Origin of the sequence: Niallia sp. FSL W8-0177, from assembly GCF_038006285.1 — a bacterium.
GTDB classification, from domain to species: Bacteria; Bacillota; Bacilli; order Bacillales; family Cytobacillaceae; genus Niallia; species Niallia circulans_A.
Genome location: NZ_JBBOUX010000001.1, coordinates 4,406,341 through 4,425,388, shown reverse-complemented (window position 1 = coordinate 4,425,388; position 19,048 = coordinate 4,406,341). Strand labels below are relative to the sequence as shown.

17 protein-coding genes and 1 rRNA gene are annotated in these 19,048 nt (G+C 36.4%); 5 read left to right on the top strand and 13 right to left on the bottom strand.

Features of this window, described 5'->3' with window-relative positions:
- Positions 1-197: 197 nt before the first annotated feature.
- Both NST77_RS21575 and NST77_RS21570 read right to left on the bottom strand, forming a co-directional pair.
- Positions 198-1,745 (bottom strand): 16S ribosomal RNA (locus tag NST77_RS21575).
- A 268-nt stretch (positions 1,746-2,013) separates the two neighbouring features.
- A complete protein-coding gene (locus tag NST77_RS21570; protein WP_095333685.1) occupies positions 2,014-2,247 on the bottom strand; it encodes a hypothetical protein in 234 nt (77 codons plus the stop codon).
- A 141-nt stretch (positions 2,248-2,388) separates the two neighbouring features.
- Between NST77_RS21570 and pdaB the strand changes: the two genes are divergently transcribed.
- Positions 2,389-3,138, top strand: a complete 750-nt coding sequence (gene pdaB, locus NST77_RS21565) for a polysaccharide deacetylase family sporulation protein PdaB (RefSeq protein WP_095333683.1) — start codon at positions 2,389-2,391, stop codon at positions 3,136-3,138.
- A 174-nt stretch (positions 3,139-3,312) separates the two neighbouring features.
- Positions 3,313-3,882, top strand: a complete 570-nt coding sequence (gerD, locus tag NST77_RS21560) for a spore germination lipoprotein GerD (protein ID WP_095333682.1) — start codon at positions 3,313-3,315, stop codon at positions 3,880-3,882.
- 45 nt (positions 3,883-3,927) lie between these two features.
- Here gerD and NST77_RS21555 read toward each other — a convergent pair whose 3' ends face one another.
- The 5 genes from NST77_RS21555 to NST77_RS21535 all read right to left on the bottom strand — a co-directional run bounded on the left by NST77_RS21555 (position 3,928) and on the right by NST77_RS21535 (position 8,501).
- Entirely contained in the window at positions 3,928-4,983 is a 1,056-nt protein-coding gene (locus tag NST77_RS21555) for an Mrp/NBP35 family ATP-binding protein (RefSeq protein ID WP_095333681.1), read from the bottom strand.
- 147 nt (positions 4,984-5,130) lie between these two features.
- On the bottom strand, positions 5,131-5,850 hold the full coding sequence (gene cwlD, locus NST77_RS21550) for an N-acetylmuramoyl-L-alanine amidase CwlD (protein WP_095333686.1): 720 nt from the start codon (positions 5,848-5,850) through the stop codon (positions 5,131-5,133).
- A gap of 121 nt (positions 5,851-5,971) precedes the next feature.
- Positions 5,972-6,412: a DUF2521 family protein gene (locus NST77_RS21545; protein ID WP_095333679.1), complete on the bottom strand. Its 441-nt coding sequence runs from the start codon at positions 6,410-6,412 to the stop codon at positions 5,972-5,974.
- A 92-nt stretch (positions 6,413-6,504) separates the two neighbouring features.
- The gene (locus NST77_RS21540) at positions 6,505-8,007 is read right to left on the bottom strand and encodes a PH domain-containing protein (protein WP_095333677.1); all 1,503 of its coding nucleotides are present in this window, start codon (positions 8,005-8,007) and stop codon (positions 6,505-6,507) included.
- Positions 8,007-8,501, bottom strand: a complete 495-nt coding sequence (locus tag NST77_RS21535; RefSeq protein WP_095333675.1) for a PH domain-containing protein — start codon at positions 8,499-8,501, stop codon at positions 8,007-8,009. Before NST77_RS21535 ends, NST77_RS21540 begins: the two co-directional genes overlap by 1 nt.
- A 370-nt stretch (positions 8,502-8,871) precedes the next feature.
- Between NST77_RS21535 and NST77_RS21530 the strand changes: the two genes are divergently transcribed.
- Positions 8,872-9,207 (top strand): hypothetical protein, encoded by a 336-nt coding sequence (locus NST77_RS21530; RefSeq protein WP_095333673.1) that lies wholly within the window; start codon positions 8,872-8,874, stop codon positions 9,205-9,207.
- A 424-nt stretch (positions 9,208-9,631) separates the two neighbouring features.
- On the opposite strand, the gene NST77_RS21525 is transcribed toward NST77_RS21530, so the two are convergent.
- Entirely contained in the window at positions 9,632-10,555 is a 924-nt protein-coding gene (locus tag NST77_RS21525) for a BtrH N-terminal domain-containing protein (protein ID WP_095333670.1), read from the bottom strand.
- Between the two features lie 369 nt (positions 10,556-10,924).
- On the opposite strand from NST77_RS21525, the gene NST77_RS21520 reads away from it, so the two are divergent.
- Positions 10,925-11,110 (top strand): hypothetical protein, encoded by a 186-nt coding sequence (locus NST77_RS21520; protein WP_341123519.1) that lies wholly within the window; start codon positions 10,925-10,927, stop codon positions 11,108-11,110.
- 75 nt (positions 11,111-11,185) lie between these two features.
- Positions 11,186-11,971 carry a MurR/RpiR family transcriptional regulator gene (locus tag NST77_RS21515; RefSeq protein WP_095333669.1) on the top strand — a complete coding sequence of 262 codons (786 nt, stop codon included), beginning with the start codon at positions 11,186-11,188 and terminating at the stop codon, positions 11,969-11,971.
- Between the two features lie 132 nt (positions 11,972-12,103).
- Here NST77_RS21515 and NST77_RS21510 read toward each other — a convergent pair whose 3' ends face one another.
- The 5 genes from NST77_RS21510 to NST77_RS21490 form a co-directional block, all read right to left on the bottom strand.
- Positions 12,104-13,510, bottom strand: coding sequence for a M24 family metallopeptidase (locus NST77_RS21510; RefSeq protein ID WP_123260141.1), 1,407 nt, complete (start codon positions 13,508-13,510; stop codon positions 12,104-12,106).
- Between the two features lie 120 nt (positions 13,511-13,630).
- Complete coding sequence (locus NST77_RS21505; RefSeq protein WP_341123518.1) at positions 13,631-14,116, bottom strand: PTS sugar transporter subunit IIA; 486 nt, start codon at positions 14,114-14,116, stop codon at positions 13,631-13,633.
- A 39-nt stretch (positions 14,117-14,155) separates the two neighbouring features.
- A complete protein-coding gene (locus NST77_RS21500; RefSeq protein ID WP_095333664.1) occupies positions 14,156-15,610 on the bottom strand; it encodes a M81 family metallopeptidase in 1,455 nt (484 codons plus the stop codon).
- 86 nt (positions 15,611-15,696) lie between these two features.
- Entirely contained in the window at positions 15,697-17,115 is a 1,419-nt protein-coding gene (locus NST77_RS21495) for a PTS transporter subunit EIIC (protein ID WP_171509187.1), read from the bottom strand.
- Between the two features lie 372 nt (positions 17,116-17,487).
- Positions 17,488-18,897 (bottom strand): glycoside hydrolase family 1 protein, encoded by a 1,410-nt coding sequence (locus NST77_RS21490; protein WP_095333660.1) that lies wholly within the window; start codon positions 18,895-18,897, stop codon positions 17,488-17,490.
- Positions 18,898-19,048: the final 151 nt, after the last annotated feature.

The following is a 19,048-nucleotide window of genomic DNA, read 5'->3' as shown; positions in this document are numbered from 1 at the left end:
CTTCGCATCTCTTCGTCAGCTTCTCCGCTCTGCTCCTCACGTACTGTCGTACGCTCCGGTGCTCGCGCATTCGCTTCCTTGATCTACTTGTTTCTCTTTACCCTCAAACTTATTACTGTTTTGAGGAATTGCTCCCTCAAAACTGAACAACAAATCGTCAACAATCTTTGATGGAATATAAATTCCATTTTCCTTAGAAAGGAGGTGATCCAGCCGCACCTTCCGATACGGCTACCTTGTTACGACTTCACCCCAATCATCTATCCCACCTTAGGCGGCTGGCTCCAAAAGGTTACCCCACCGACTTCGGGTGTTACAAACTCTCGTGGTGTGACGGGCGGTGTGTACAAGGCCCGGGAACGTATTCACCGCGGCATGCTGATCCGCGATTACTAGCGATTCCAGCTTCATGTAGGCGAGTTGCAGCCTACAATCCGAACTGAGAATGGTTTTATGGGATTTGCTCGACCTCGCGGTTTTGCTGCCCTTTGTACCATCCATTGTAGCACGTGTGTAGCCCAGGTCATAAGGGGCATGATGATTTGACGTCATCCCCACCTTCCTCCGGTTTGTCACCGGCAGTCACCTTAGAGTGCCCAACTGAATGCTGGCAACTAAGATCAAGGGTTGCGCTCGTTGCGGGACTTAACCCAACATCTCACGACACGAGCTGACGACAACCATGCACCACCTGTCACTCTGTCCCCCGAAGGGGAACGTCCTATCTCTAGGAGTGTCAGAGGATGTCAAGACCTGGTAAGGTTCTTCGCGTTGCTTCGAATTAAACCACATGCTCCACCGCTTGTGCGGGCCCCCGTCAATTCCTTTGAGTTTCAGCCTTGCGGCCGTACTCCCCAGGCGGAGTGCTTAATGCGTTTGCTGCAGCACTAAAGGGCGGAAACCCTCTAACACTTAGCACTCATCGTTTACGGCGTGGACTACCAGGGTATCTAATCCTGTTTGCTCCCCACGCTTTCGCGCCTCAGCGTCAGTTACAGACCAAAGAGTCGCCTTCGCCACTGGTGTTCCTCCACATCTCTACGCATTTCACCGCTACACGTGGAATTCCACTCTTCTCTTCTGCACTCAAGTCCCCCAGTTTCCAATGACCCTCCACGGTTGAGCCGTGGGCTTTCACATCAGACTTAAAGGACCGCCTGCGCGCGCTTTACGCCCAATAATTCCGGACAACGCTTGCCACCTACGTATTACCGCGGCTGCTGGCACGTAGTTAGCCGTGGCTTTCTGGTTAGGTACCGTCAAGGTACAAGCAGTTACTCTTGTACTTGTTCTTCCCTAACAACAGAGTTTTACGATCCGAAAACCTTCATCACTCACGCGGCGTTGCTCCGTCAGACTTTCGTCCATTGCGGAAGATTCCCTACTGCTGCCTCCCGTAGGAGTCTGGGCCGTGTCTCAGTCCCAGTGTGGCCGATCACCCTCTCAGGTCGGCTACGCATCGTCGCCTTGGTGAGCCGTTACCTCACCAACTAGCTAATGCGCCGCGGGCCCATCTGTAAGTGACAGCGTAAACCGTCTTTCAGCTTTTCCTCATGAGAGAAAAAGGATTATCCGGTATTAGCTCCGGTTTCCCGAAGTTATCCCAGTCTTACAGGCAGGTTGCCCACGTGTTACTCACCCGTCCGCCGCTAACTTTAAAAGCAAGCTTTTAAAGTCCGCTCGACTTGCATGTATTAGGCACGCCGCCAGCGTTCGTCCTGAGCCAGGATCAAACTCTCCAATAAAGAGTTGATTAGCTCATTGCTAAACTCTAGCTTTTTGTTACTTTTTGTTCTATAACGCTAGTTATAAAACGATTATTGTTGACGTTTGTTTGTTCAGTTTTCAAAGAGCAATTGGTTGGCCGCTCAATAAGCGACTTTATTAATTTAACACATCCAAACTTAAGAGTCAACTACTTTTTTTATTTTCTTATTCGTTGATTTCTTTTGTCGAAGTGACGTTTATTAATATACCAAGATAACTATTATTCGTCAACAGTTTTTTCACATTTTATATTTTTTCATCTAATAGCTTACTTTCTGGCAGGATATATGCTAGACATTCCTTAGGGGAAGCCACTCTTTTAAGCAATACAAATAAATTCTTATACCTTTTAATCATCGCTTTCTTCACAGCAAGATCAATTCTTTTATCTCCTAAATCCAATAATATTTCATCCAATTCCCTTTTAATTAGATATTCAATCTCTTTTATTTCCTTTTTATTTAATAATAATCCAATCATCACTAATCCTCCTGCTGCATCCATATTTTGGTCTCTGTATTATGTACTAATTTTTCTTTTTTTATAAAAGTTTTTGTCATGATTTTTTTCTTTTCTACATAAGTATGAGACGAGCAGTAAAGTGGACGAGGTGACAAACAGATGAATTTTTTCTATGTTCTTAACAGTAAATCCTTAAAACAAATGGCATTGATAGTTGTAGTATCCTTCTTCACAGCCTGGTTTTTGTATGTGGAAAACATTGTTCAAATCCCTGTATTTTCTTCTAAGGATGGACCAAAGGCTGTTTATAAAGGGGAGAAAGGAGTTGCGCTCACCTTTAATATTGGATGGGGCGACAAAAGAGCAGAACCAATTCTTGATATTTTGAAAGAAAAGAAAGTGAACGCAACATTTTTTCTTGCTGGTTCTTGGGCAGAAAGGCATCCTGAATTAGTCAGTAGAATGGTAAAGGAAGGTCACGAAATTGGAATACTAGGTTATGACTATGTTGACTATTCTGAAGTAAAAGAAGAAAAAATTCGCCAAGATATATCTAAAGCAAAAACGGCATTTCAAAAATTAAAAGTAGAAAATATTTTATTAGCTAGAGCCCCAACCGGTCATTTCAGCCAATCTACTTTGACTATTGCAGACCAATATGATTACACATTAGTACACTGGAGTATTGACTCTAAGGATTGGACCAATCCCGGATCACAACAAATCATCAAAAAAGCTACTTCAGCTAAAAAGGGGGACATCGTTTTATTACATGCTTCTGATTCTGCTAAACAAACTGCAAAAGCCCTACCAGAAATTATAGGGAAATTACAAAAAAAGAACTTAAAGTTTGTTACTGTTTCAGAAATGATTTCCAACGCTGATTCCAAATCGAAGGAAGTACATTAAAGCAAAAAAGCTGTGTCCTAATTAGAGGTAATCGATTGAATAAAGATCGAAAAAACTCTTTTAGGGCCAGTTTTTTCTTTCTTATTCCATTATCTTTTGCTTACCATCAGGAATAAAAATTCAAAAAGAATCCATTCTACTTAATAGATATCTTTAATGAAAGAGGTAATTATCATGCTAAAAAAAGGGATTACCCTCCTGCTAGTCATTTCTTTATTAAGTGGATGCTCAGAAAGTGAAAATTCTCAACAAATGGACTATGATCAAACGAAGAAAATGGTTGTGGATATATTAAAAACAGACGAAGGGAAAAAAGCTATTCGTGAAGTAATGAACGATGAAGAAATAAAGCAAAACCTGGTTATGAATGAAAAGGCAGTAACAAATACAATAGAAAAAACACTCGTTTCTGACAAGGCAGCTGAATTCTGGCAAAAAAAATTCAAGGATCCTGAATTTGCTGAAACAATGGCAAAAAGCATGAAATCCGAAAATGAAAAATTGATCAAAGACCTGATGAAGGACCCGGGATATCGGAAGATGATGGTCGAGTTGCTGCAAGATCCTTCACTAGAATCAGAAATGAAGAACATTTTAAAAAGTACAGAATATAGAGAGCATGTGGAACAAATCCTCCAAGAAACAATGGAAACACCTGAATTCAAATCTAAATTTAAAGAATTACTAGATAAAGCTGCGAAAGAAGCCTCTTCCTCTTTATTATCAGAAGAAAATAAAATATAAAAAGAGGTGCCTTCAAAGGAAGGTACCTCTTTTTACTATCAGAAGTTAGTTTTCTACTCTATCCGCTGCCATCTCTAAGACTTCTACTATTTGTTCAGCAATCTCCTTATATCTTTCACCAATAGGATGTGTTTCTTTATAGACGGATGGAGCAAAATCTTCTTCATTCCAATCTGGCTGCCCCAATGGCAGTTCTCCGAGTAAGGGTACCTCTAAATCCTTTGCTAATTTCGTTCCTCCACCCTTGCCAAACACATATTCCTTTTCCCCTGTTAAACGACTTTCAAAATAAGACATATTTTCTATGACACCTAATATCTCATGTTCTGTTCTTAATGCCATCGCCCCAGCACGCGCTGCAACAAACGCAGCAGTTGGATGAGGTGTTGTTACAATAATTTCTTTACTTGTTGGCAGCATAGAGTGGACATCTAAAGCCACATCACCTGTTCCTGGTGGTAAATCTAATAGGAGATAATCAAGTTCTCCCCATTCTACTTCATCCATAAAGCTTGTCAGCATTTTACCAAGCATTGGACCTCTCCAGATAATAGGGGTATTATCTTCAACAAAGAATCCCATCGAAATAACTTTAACCCCAAAACGCTCAACCGGAATAATACGCTCCTTTATTACTTCTGGTCTATTCGTGATTCCCATCATATCTGGGACACTAAAACCATATATATCAGCATCTAATAACCCAACTTTTTTTCCCATCCTTGCTAAAGAGACAGCTAAGTTCACAGAAACCGTTGATTTTCCTACTCCACCTTTCCCACTAGCAATGGCAATATAAATTGGCTTCTTATCTTCAGATTCTGTTTCCTTTATTATTTCCTCTACAAGCGCACTAGATAATTCGGTAAAGCGTAACCCAACACTCTCTACCCCTCTTTCTTTAAGCGCGCTGACAATTTGATTTTGCAACTCGATTTGATAGGCTGAGCCTAACTTTGCTACAGCCACCTTTAAACTGGCATGCCCTTTTTCTTCATTCCATTTGACATCTTTCACTGCGCTCAGTTCAAGCAATGATTTATGTAAAAAAGGATCGATCATATTCTCCACTATCTTCTCGATTTCTTCTTTTGTTATCATGACGCAATCCCCTTTCCTATTTTTACTATCAGTATAGCACAAAAATAGTTATCGTTTACATTCTGAAGATTCAAACGTTATTACTAGCATTTATTTCCCGGGAATAGATAAAATCGATAAAAATAAGAATAGAGACATCATAAGTCTCTATTCTTGAATTTCAAGTTCCTCTTCATTTGTAAAAAAGCGATTAACCCCTTTATAAATAGATGCTGCAATTTTCTCCTGATAATCTTCCTTCATAAGATTTGCCTTTTCTTGTGGATTCGATAAGAAACCTACCTCCACTAGCACTCCTGGTCTCTCGGCATATTTAAGTATGTATACACTCTCCAGCGTTTTTGCCTTCCGGGTAGTATTCTCTAAGTTATCAATTAATTCGTCTTGAATAAACTTAGCAGCTCTATCATTTCCTTCTTGCTTAGAAGAATAGAAGGTTTGTGCTCCACTCCATTTCGATGAAGGGATAGCATTTAAATGAATACTCAAGAATAAATCCGCATCCGATTTATTGATAATGCTTATTCTTTCTTTTAAATCCTCAACTTTTCGATTGCGATAGCCTTTCGTACTTTCACTAGCCAAATCCTTATCTATTTCTCTTGTCATGATGACTAACGCTCCTTGCTCTTGCAGATAATCTCGAAGCTTTAAGGAAACGCTTAAGGCGATATCCTTTTCCAATACCTCCTTATCCCCTGCACCACCATCAGGCCCGCCGTGTCCAGGATCAATAATGATTACTTTTCCGGTTAATGGCAAATTCCAGGCATCCCATGAATCATCATTTGAGAAATCAAATTGCAAAATAAAGAAAAGGAGTGCTAGTCCTAGGATATATATGCTTATTTTCCACTTTTTATTCACAGTTAACCTCATTCCCCCCTGTGCCCGTCCTTATTCATACTATATGGAGGAATATGAGGTTTTAGAACAGCAAGTCCTCCTTTCAGGCCATAACAAAAAGATGGCATCTTCATGCCATCTTTCAATGTAAGCGAAGCTTTCTTCTCTTATTCGCTTTCGTATAACCTTCCAGCCACCATTCATCAACAAATTGTTCGCATAAATAGTATAGGGATTCATTTTTATTGCTTTCCTCACTGCCCCAATAAAGAAGAAAATGGTAAAGTGTTTCTTTTAAATGAACATCTTCTTCCTTGCATCTATTTTTTATAGCTTGAACTTCTTCGCCATATTCACTAAATTTACTGTAATTCGCTCCTAAAAGAAAGGCCTCTATTGCTACATCATAACAAGCCTCTTCGATTCCATTGTTCATTAAGATACTAGAAGTTAGGTTAGAGGAGCCAAAATAGTGAGCTACCTTTTCTTTTAATTCTTTAAGGGATATTTCCCTAAGAACCGCTCTTTCATATTTTATTTGTTTCTCGCGTTTTCTTATATCAAAGCTTGTAATGACTGCCAATTGATTTCACCTCTTGCTGTTATTTTTCAACCAACAAGATGAGACCATACTAGTCTAACAAACCTTTTAGCATCCAATTAAAAGAATAGTTGCTATTTCAGTGCTTTCTTACCATTTTCACCTTCGTTGCTCTCTACATAATCTTCTACATGTATGTCACTCATTCGCTTATTATACCAATGATAAAATTCACTAGCATCTGACGCTGGAACATCGGTTAAATCCGTTTGCTCAATCGGCTGTGATCGATTAATGAATTCAATAGTGGCAAGACCCAAATTCCTCTGTAACCGGGATCTCTTCACATTAACTTCCATAACCTTTGCTCTTTTTGTCAAAATTAATGTTGATTGCAGGCTCCCCTTCTTCACTTGAATAAATTCTTCATGTTGGATGTACCTGCTATTAAAGTAATCCCATACTCTCAACAAATAAATCAAAATAAACAATAATATCGCCATATACCATATCTCTGGCTTCCAATAGACAAGACCAATTGCTACGATTATCCCAAAATAACTAGGTCTAAGCAGTCTGGCATATAGAGCTTTCTTAGGCAGCTTCTTCATTTGCTTTTTCAACCGATACGCCGGCAGAATCTTTTCTATAATTTCATATGCTTGGTCCACTGGCATATATGGGAACAAGGAGTTTACCTCCAAATCTTCATCCCCGATATCCCCGGCACTCACTAATTTCACCTCAGCTATTTTCAAAAGTCTTTGCATTGGAAGTTGGATCACTTTCACTGCCTGCACTTTCTCCTTTTGAATGGAAAAGGACGTTTCTGAGACTAATCCTTTTTTTATATAAATCTTATCCTTATCAGAGGTTATTTGAAAACGGCCATATTTCCAGAAAGTCACACCAAGACCAAATAGCACCCCTATAATCAGAAGAGCAATGCATACGCCGACTATCATCCAGATATGATCCAATAGATAAGTAAGAACCTTACTTGTCTCCACTTCCATTTGAAAGATTGAATCTATATTGGAGAAAAAAGATATTAATAATGGAATTAACGCTAAAAAGCTCAAAGAAGAAAAAGAAGCCCTCACTAAGTCTCTTCTTGTTACCTGAAAATGAACCGTTCTTTCGCTTCCAGCAACTGTTTTAGCTTCTTCTCCGTCGCCTGCTGAGACATTTTCCGGTTGATGGATATAAGACTCTAACCAATCTGCCTCTTTCTTGCGAATAACTGTTAACGGTATAGAACTCGAATCTCCGGTCTCTCCTGTTTCCAATGTTAAGGAAGTTAGGTGAAGTCCTTTATGAAAAACAGAGGTGTGTCGGTGAATATTTTGAATTTTATAAAAGGGGATTACTCGATGCGACTTTGTAAAAACCCCAGACCTTATATGTAGCGCTTCCTCTTCTACTGAATAAGTATGTGTAAACCAATCCAGTACGATGCTAAGAAGCTGCACAATAGCATAAAGAAGAAAGAGAACTTGAAATATCTTCATATACATTTTTTCGGATCCAAAATGTGACACAAATAAAATAATAAATAAGAAAAAATTACTTTTTACAAATCCAGCTATATCAAAGACTATTTTAATCGGATGCTGCCGCTTCCTGATACCTTCCATTACTCCACTTCCTTAATCTTTGCAAAATGAGCAATTTGATCACGTAAACGATAAGCCTCTTCCTTTGGAATGGCAGGAATCTCATGCGAGGTCCCCATCGTCCCGACCGTTATAGAATATAATTGATATTTCCTTTGCAGTGGTCCTTGTGTTAATTCAACCGACTGTACTTTTGTCATCGGGATTAATTGATGATTCTCAACCATTACTCCCCATTTCAGTTGAATAAACTCTTCACTGACGTCATAACGCCAATAGCGCTGTTTTAATGGCGGTGCAATAAAAATTCCCCATAATGCCGCCAAGATTGTTAATACGCCAAGACCTACAATGATTGGACCTATCCACGCCTTCCATGAAAAATAAAAATAGAGGAAGTAGCAAACACCCAATACCACAAGAATCGTACTATTAGATATCGTCTCCGATATCCGCCATACTTTCACAGCCTCTTTAGATACCTTTTTTGTTGGTTCAGGGATAGAAAAATACATGTAAACACGCTCCTTAAATATTCTACTTATCTACGTTGCATTAATGAAAAAGGTTTCCTCCAATGACAAAAAAATCTCCTTTTTCAAGGAGATTTCTGTATCATATTGACCTATGACCACGCATCCAAGCTTATACCTCTGTAAGAGAAGGAGTCTCATCTTCTTACCGCCACATAATTTCTTATCGTAACATCCTCGTATTTTTTTTCAAAGGGAGAGAAGAAAATGAAAAAGTACTTAAAACTTATAGCTATACTTGCGACAATGTCATTTATTCTCATAGCCTGCAGTAATGATAATGATAAAAGTAAAATCAAGAGCAACTAGGAAAATAGCTCTATAGAAGAAAAACAGAATAACTCAGAGGAGGATGACAACCAAGCAAGTGAACCAGATGATACGACAGCTGAATCAGAAGAGAATAAAGCCGACAGTAATAAGTTTAACGATAAAGCTTCAAATAATAGTTCTAATACTCAGGCAGAAGAAAAAAAGGATAGTATATTATCTGCTTATTCTTCTAAAGAGATTGAGTATGCTCGCGTTTGGTTACAAATTGTTAATAATCAGGATATTGCAGAACTACGCGTTCAGCATATCTCAGCTGGAGAAACCAGTAAATCCTTATGATGCGGATAGTGTCCAATATCTGCAAGACGTTATATCGTTATCAGGGAAAACAATGGCTGATGGTGCCATCACATAAGAGGGAATGGGGATGGCACCATCAATAAATATGATATTCCTTCCCATTGGCCGAGTGCAGAACAAATAAAAGAACCTATGCAGGAATATACGAAAAACATTATTGAGTATCCAAAGGAAATCTCTATTCAACCTGGTAATGACGAAGAAGTCGAAAAATTGATTAAAATAATTAAAACTGAATTCTAAAAGAATCCACTGATAATAGAATACACTATTCCCATACACGCAACCCTGTTCTGTCTACTTGTTTCCCGGTAATTAAAGTAGATACGAATTGGCAAGTTGCGTGTTAGCATTTAGCATTCCGAAAGTATTAAAACTAACTTTAATTTAATAAATTTGCAATAATGCTGCCCTTTAAAGGGAGGTTAACCCTTCTTATATCAACGCACCCTTTAAAGTGGAAATCTCTATAATTATAATTAGTTGCCGACTTTTAAAAGTTCTAATCTAAATTCCTCCTCTAAATCGGCTAGCCTCATTAACTTCTCCGATATACCTTTCCAATCTTTATTTACAGACATAGAATGACACATCCCAAGAACCTTAGCCTGTTCAATCTTCAACTCTGATAGACGTGAATGCCTATCTTTAAAATACACTGCATAATCGTTGGCTCTTCTTGCACTTAATTGGAAAAGGAAGAATGTTGTATGCCCTATAGTATCAGCTGTAATAGGAGCATTTAATAACTGATCCGCATAAAAACAAATTGCTTCCCTTCCAATTAACCCTATATCCGCTTTTTCGAATTCCCGATAAGTTCTCTTAAAGTAATCAATTGCTCTCTCATATATTTCGTTATTGTTTAATGTGACGACCTTTTTTGCTGTAGACCAATATTTATTAATTCCTTTCCTATATGGAATCCCTTCCGCCATCCAAGCCTTCTTAAATTGGTCCAGTGATAATGGAACAAATGGAAAGCCAGCTGGATCTTGTACATAAATATTTTCATCATCCATTTGATAACCTAGCACATAATGGTCTGAACCATGTAAATTTTTATGATTCGGATGGTATGTTAGCTCCCCCATATCTAAAGGGCCTAGAATGACAGGGTTTTGTTTGATTTGCTTTTTTAACAACGTAAATGGGTCATCTAAGTCACTAGCTTGCTGATGCTCTTCTGCAGTAAATCCAAGGATGTTTAGAGCATAATTGATACCATCATCGGGATCTCTCATACTAAAAAAAAGGTTTTTTTCATTTTCTATCATGGCACCTAATCCAACACCAGTTAATACTTCTACAAGTTGAGGAGATACATTTTCTCCTATTGATGAAAGAAACATTGCAGTTGAATTTGAATAACAGTAATGGCCATTTCCTATATACATTAACATCACCTCCGAGTAGATAAGTTGATCTTACAATTTTGAAAATTGAAAAACAACATCAAACTTTATAATATTTCTTCTATATATTTTGCCTTCTCGTCAAACTTCTTCGAGCTGCATACTTATACAAATCTTGTATCACTTTCCGATAAAAATAAGGAAACTTCAGTATGAGAAACGGGATGCAACATGGAGAACTGCTAGCAATACATCCATAGTTAGCCATTTAATTAGTTCTACTTTTGATAACACTTCGTTAAAAACACAAAATACAAAACGTGATGTTTCTATTTGCCCATGATATAGATATTACATATGTATCGAAACGTTTAGGACACAAAAATATTCAAACCATACAAAATTATTATCTGGTTAATGCAAAAAAAAAGCACCAGCAATCTGCTGATGCTTTCCATCTGTAAAGTTATTTATAAAGTTCAAAGAATTAAACCAATTGAATTACATGATCAAAAACCACATTATATTACAAACCATTTTAACTTCCTGCAAGATTCACCTACAAATTCCAAGCACCCTATGGGAGCGATGGCTGAGTTATAATAAGGAATATGATTAGAAATAAAAAAAGAATTATATTATTAGTTATAAAATAAATTACTAGGGGAGGAACAGCGCATGAAAATTAACAATCTAGGGCTCTTAAATTCGTTATCTTCAATTATAAACTCTGGGAAATCTGCTAATATCGAATATATATTAGCAGAATATATTTTAAAAAATCTATATAGAATATCAAGTATTAGTATTTTAGAGATAACAGACGAATGCTTCACTTCACGATCCGCAATCAGAAGATTCTGTGAACAACTAGGATATGCTAATTTTAGCGAATTAAAAAGTTCTGTGAATAAATTGGTATTTCCAAGCAATTTAAGATTTAGAGATATTAAAGAGTACTCTAGCTATCAAACACATATAAAAAATCTTATTGATGACATGATATTAGATATTGATGAGCAATTAAACTTTGAGAACATCAATTATTTATGTCAGTTAATTCATAAGGACGTAAAGGTTGTACTTTTATGTGCAAATAATACTAGTGGAACGATAATAAAATTTCAACAAGAATTACTGTTTGCATCTAAGGTTATTCATGTTATTTCCACCTCGTTTACTAATAATAAGGTTTTAAATGATTTAAATGATGAAGACATTATTATAACTGTGTCAGCATCCGGTAAATTTGCAGAATTATCACTTGATTTTGTTAAAAATTTACGAGGACATAAATTCTTAATAACGGGGAATCAGGACAAGAGTATAAAACTGGCTTATGAAAATATTTTTTATATAAGCAAAAATAGTATTTCAAATGACTATCTTAGTATTTATGGAAAATATGGTATTACCTATATTTTAGATTTAATTTCTATGCAATATTTATTTTTATATGCTTAATTGATTTATAAATAGTAAAACCTCCTTGTAATAAGTTTTCTGACAAGAAAATTGGCTACAAGGAGGTGATAAGTATCCTATATTCGATTACATTACATAACTTTTTAAACTACTATGCGTGGAATCCAAAACTCAGCCATTATGATTGTAACAAAATGCAAGCTTTTTATTTAATAGATATGGTCGTAAATAAGCAACCGTACTGCATAATGGTAAAACATCCTTACTCAATTTAATTCCAAGGAAATCATTGATATATTCTTTTCTTTTTTGGATCCTCATCCAAAGTTCGGGATAATTTTTTCTTATCTCCTCTTTTAATGCATCGTCAGCTAGTGCAATTGTACTTTCAGCTGATACTCCATCATATCCAGCGACACGTGGTATTATATCAGTTTGAAAAATCATTCCACTTTTAATAATTTCATCCGAATTCTCATAAATCGGAGATGCCAGCCACTCTTCATCAGCCGTCAAGTGTCCTGGGCATAGCTCCCAATGAAACACTTCTTTAGGAAGAACAGAATTAATAAAGCTATACATGTCCCCACCAGACATCCCAATTCGAATATTCTCAAGCCATGCTACAATAGCAGTGTAATAAGGAGCTGCTAAGTCTTCTACATAATTTTTTTTACTTTCTGGTAACTCAGAGCGTTCCATAACAGCATATCCTGCTCTACTGGATAATCCTCCTTTATATCCCACAGTTAAAGAAATGGCATCCCCTTTCGTCACCTTTTTAGACATAGGGTATAAATTTCCCTTTTCAAATCTTTTACCTGTGGACGCTATCGTAACTACACTATTTCTTTGACCTAAATCATTCAGTTCTTTACCTAGTTCCATTTCAGAGACACCAACATCTAATTTATTTATAGTACGCAAGATGCAATCCGACGCAAGAGATGCTCCAAACTCATAGTGTGCTATTTCATTTGCATTATTCACTCTCCGTACTCCACGGTTTCCAGCAATGAAAATATCTGTTCTATTGGTTAGGGAACCCTCCTTCCCAACAATATCTCTGATCGTATCCACAATAAAAGAAGGAGTATCAAAGAAATTTCGATTATTCTCAACTTTACTTGTGAAGTGCTTCCATCCCACTAAACCAATTTTCATCGATTCTCGGATTCCTGCTTTAAGAAAGACGCTTGAAAATGGAGTATCGGGTTCCATAGGCTGATTGGGTAAGGAAAAGTGCGGACAATGTATTCCTTGTGCTGGTATTCTAGAGTATTGTGCCTTATTAAGGTTTTCATTTCCTAAGATTAGAAAGGCATCGCCTTTAGAGTGAAGAACCAATATAGCTTCTTCAAATCTTGGAACAAATCCCACTAAATATTCAAAGTTTCCGCCATGCTCAAGATCTGCATATACCAATAACGCATCAAGCCCATCCATTCTCATCTCTTGTAGTACATTTTCATATCTAGTCTTTATCGTTTCATCATCAATTAATAACGGTTTTCTACTACAATCAGGCATTGGTGCTTCCATTTCTCTCAACTGTACATTTTTTGAATTATACTTCATATATATATATCCTTTCTCCATCTACGTTATTAGTAACAGCACGTTTCTACTATAATACATTTTACATATGCCCTGCTGCATGCCATTGACCTACCATTTATTTTTTACTATTAATAATGACTATTTTGCTGTAACTGCTAAGATTGTCTCTTTGGCTATAGTAACATTTCCCGATAGTAATAGCTTATCAATTTTCAGCATTTCCTTTGTATTCACAATAATTATTGGAATAACAGTATTTTTTGCTCGTTTTTTCACCATATCTAGATCAACAGTTACAAGCGCATCTCCGACTTTAACCTTTTTTCCTTCTGTAACATGCACAGTAAATCCCTCCCCGTTCATAGAAACGGTTTCCAATCCAATATGGAGTAAGATTTCAGCACCATTTGCAGTTTTAATGCTAATGGCATGTTTTGTGGGAAAAACATGCATGATAACCCCATTTACTGGAGAACTTATATTTCCTTCAGCTGGCACAATGGCAATGCCATCACCCATCATTTTTTCTGCAAAAACAGGATCAGGAATATCTTCTAGCTTCATTATACTACCTGTTGCATATGCCTTTAATTCGATCGCTTTTGAAAATTCAACTTTTTTCATAAACATATTTTTAAACATAATTATCATCAGTTCCTTATTTTATATATTATCAATGGGAAACATAGGACGCATAATGCGTTTAAATGGCAGCCTTGCTGTATCCTGAAGTGTTGCTCCTCCTGTTAATGACATAACATTTAATTTCCCCGCAGCTTTTAATTCAGGAAAAATATATCCTTGTTTTACAATAATAATGTCATAGTCTTTATAATCAATACCAGCAGCATGAAACTGATGTAATTCCACAAAAGGATGATTATTTCCTGAAACGATGATATCAATTGGTTTGCCTTTAACAGTAACAGTGATACAATTTCCAAAATCTCCTTCACTTGTGTAAGCATAACCGGCCAGATATCCTTTAGCACTGACTATAACATCTAAATCAACTTTGGCAGATAACTCATCCAAATTCATTCCTAAAGAAATAGATAGTGTCTCTCCTACTTCACATTTAATCAACTCATTTAATGTTTTTGAATCATTAATACCAGCAAACAAAAACCTCTTTGCTTTAGATTTGGTATGATTTAGTTCTAACACTTGGCGTAATATGAATGTATTACATCCCACAGAGCCAGATGTTACATTATCACCAGAATCAGTAATAAACACAGGTTTATCTTCATACTCTATTGCCATTTTCATCGCCTCTTCAGGCTGTGCAGTTAATCCAGTATAATGAAATTCATAACGTTTATCCCATACATATTTTGCTAGTTTATCTGCAACTTCATTTGCATATTCCTGATCATCACCTGTTGCCGGGATGACCACAATACCACACCCTGCAACGTCGGTATCATGACGCAGGTAGCCTACATGCCACGAACAGCTAAGGATATTCGGATCTTCCTCCAATTTATCCATATATTTATTGATGGATTTTACAGGTTCATCAGCTGAAACACTCTGTTCGCCTCCCAAGATCATTGGCAGTTTACGATATACCGGTGTAATATTTTGCCGATTTCTTAAGAATGTAACTAGCATTTCACATACAAACTCTATTGTTTCTTGTATGTCTGTATGCGGGGAATGTCGATAGCTGCGGATCATTGTGGTGCTTTCTACATATTCTTTGGATAAGTTGCCATGTGGATCACAAACAACCGCTATTGGTAAATAAGGTCCAACTAATTGGCGAATCATCTTCAATATGTGGTGATCACCTGAGCCTCCATCTAATTCTGCTACTTCGCTTGCTCCATGGAGATGAAGAAAAATTCCATCAATTTCGTGAAGATGTTTTTTCACATCTTCCAATATTCTCCTTTCAATGTAGTCAAATGCTGGTTTCTCTAAAACACCACCAGCATTTGCGTTTGCATAAATGGAAGGGATAATTTCTATTCCCTCTCTTATAAACACATCTTTGCATTTCATCTCCTGAATACAATCTTCTCCAAATAAAAGATTAAAATCTTCCAAGTTGCTTTTATATGGGATGTTAGCATTTGATTCAATAATAAATTGTGCAATCATAATTTTCATTTTTTACACCTCTAACTTTTAATAACTGAAAACTCTTCCTATCTGCTTATTTCCATAGGTATCTATTTATATCGGCCTTTATAAAGTCAAAGCACTTTATCTAATTCTGGTTCAAACTTAGCATTCTTATTTGCTTCTGTTTTAGACAAAATGATCTTGCTTGCTACAAAAGATACAACAATTGCCACAATTGCCACAATGGCAGCTAAAAATAGATTTCCAAATCCACCATCATTATCCATAAAAAACAAAGCAGTCAGTAAGCCTGGACACCCTCCCATAACATAGCTTACTAATCCGAAAATACCAGCAACTAATCCTGCGCTCACAGCTCCAATTGCCGTTCCGATCAATACTTTCGGTCTCATGATTAGCGCTCCATAAAATGCTGGTTCTGTAACACCACAAAGTGCCGTCACACCAAAGGAAGTAATCATGCCTTTCTTGCTTTTATCATTTTTAATTGTAGTAGCTACGGCTAAGGCAGTTCCACCAATACACAAGTTAGAGATGAATCCCATAACCATAACAACTGGGTCATATCCAATTGATGCAACACTGTTAAACCCTATTGGCATTATAGCTTTATCTAACCCTAACATAACCATGTAAGGGTAAAATGCCGCAAGAATTGGCATGGCTATCCCACCAATGGTATCCATCATATTTGTAACTCCAACCCCTACATAATCACTTAGTACTGTTCCTATAGGACCTAAAGCAATCAATGTTATAGGAACAACAACTATCATGGTAAATAAAGGTTTCAAGAAGTATTTTACTGTTTCAGGTATATATTTTTGGAAGAATTTATCAACAAAATACATAAGTCCTACACCAAGCATAATGGGTAAAACACTGCTTGCATAATCAACCACTGGTATGGAGATTCCTAAGAAATCTAGTCCCTCGACACCGCTAATATTGGAACTAACCAAAAGGGCTCCTAAGAATGCCCCCATAATTGGTTCCATTTTTAATCGTTTTGCCATTGTGAAACCAATGTAAACCGGCAGGAAAGTAAACGCAGCACTAAATATGGCATTCAAAATTACTGCCGTTCCAGATTCCATATCAACACCAAAGTAATTAATCATTAAATTCCTAAGTGCTAGAATGATACCTCCTGTAATCAATGCCGGAACAATCGGCATGAAGATCGTTGCCATAAAACTACCAAATTTATTCACATAATACATTGCTTTCTTGTCCTCAGGTTCTTCTGCTGCTGAATCTGAACCACTGTGCTGTTCCTCTTTCCATCCTGATACTTCTAAGAAATCATTATATGCTTCATTAACATTCGGACCAATAATGACTTGAACCTGTCCAGCTTTGCTTACAATGCCTACAACATTTTCAATTCCTTTTAACGCTTCTTCATTTACAAGCTTTTTACTATTGTAATGTAAGCGAAGCCTAGTTGCACAGTGTTCAACATGATTCAAGTTATCGACACCACCAATGTGTTCAAGTACTTGTTTCGACATGTTAACATATTTCATTATTTTCCCTCCATTTCAATTCTTTTTGTATTAAGTGTTTGCTGTTTTACTTAACGGATGTACATCATAAAATCGATTCTTTAGCAAAAAAATACTTCAATAAGAAATACTTCTAATTACATAGGTAAATCGATTTTAGAGTATTGAACATCATCGGATTAGAAATCGCTTTAATTTCCAAAAACAAAATATATTGAAACGAATAACTTATACTACTTTCCGAACTTTAAGTGGAATTTTGTAAAATACAATCCACCTACAAGATATCAAAAGTATTTATGAATCTTTATAAAACCTTGTAGGTTCAGTTTGGATTATAAATAGTAAAACATTAATTTTTTTTATATTCTTTTACTTAGAACAAACATTATTTTAAATATTTCTTTTTGCTGCTATTAAGTCTTTAAACCAGTAGTAACTTTCCTTTGGAATCCGCTTATGATTATTTTCAAAATCAACTCGAACTAAACCATATCTTTTTTCATAGCCATTTATCCAACTATATATATCCATTGTTGACCACATATAATAACCTTGGACATTGACCCCCTCTTCACGTGCTTTTAGCATATAGTCAATAAACTCTCCTACTAATTTAATTCTCTCTTTATCTTCAACATAGCCATTTTCATCCGGGGTTTCATATTGACCATGTCCGTTTTCAGTGATATAGACCAAAATATCACCATATTTTTCTTTAATTTCCATCAGTGCATTATACATACATTTGGGATAGACTTCCCTGCCCCAAAGATTCCTTTTTACTTTTGGGTCAAATGAAGTTTCAAACATATTCTTAATACGAATGCCTTCCTTGGAATTGGAGCCTTTTCCTTTATTATTGTGAAAAACTTCCGTCTCACCCTCAGAATAATCTGTTACATATTGACGGTTATATAGGTTTAATCCAATATAATCAATCTTTCCTCTTGCAAATTCAACAAAATCCTCTTCATGAATAAACGTTGTACTAACATTATTGTCTTCTAAAACTGCTATTAACTCGGCAGGCAATTTTCCTAATACGGCTGTATCTAGTATAATTCGGTTATAAAAAATATCCGCTCTTAGTTTTACTAGTCCTTTTTCTTTTGTAGTAGGATCTAGCTCCACATTACCGTTATCATGAACAACACCAATATTCCCATCCAAACTTAATTTTTTATACGTCTGAACAGCCTTAGCACTCCCTAGCATAAGGTTATAAACTACTGTCCAAAAACGTCCGAAGTCTGCTTTGTAATTTGGCGGATAGTTTCCTACTATATAGCTGCAATATGCATAATACCTTGGCTCATTAATAGTAGACCAAATTTTAACTCGATCCCCGAAATGTTCAAAGCATACTTTTGCATATTCATTAAAGGCATCCACAACTTTTCGATTTTCCCATCCACCAATCTTTGCCATTTCATTTGGAAGATCATAATGGAATAACGTAACATTTGGAATAATGCCTTTTTCCAAACAATAGTCGATAACGTTATTATAAAATTCAATTCCCTTTACATTCACTTCACCGACTCCATTAGGAATAATACGAGCCCAGGAAATCGAAAAGCGGTAAGTATTTTGATTTCCTTCTGCCATTAAATCAATATCTTCCTTATATCTGTGATAAAAGTCACTTGCAACATCACCATTTACATTCAAAATATTCAATGGACTCTTATGATTAAAACTATCCCATTCGTTTAAACCTTTCCCATCCTCTTTCCATGCTCCTTCACATTGATAAGCTGCAGTAGCTGATCCCCATAAAAACTCATTATTATTATTCATCTCGTTTAAACACTCCTCCCTTTAAGCTCTAATATAACGCTTTCACAATTTCATTATAGTAATTTTAAAAAAAGTCTGTGGTTCAAAAATGGAACGATTTGAGATTGATATTATCTATTCGTTTAGTTTTAAAGAAGAAAGTAAGCAAGCT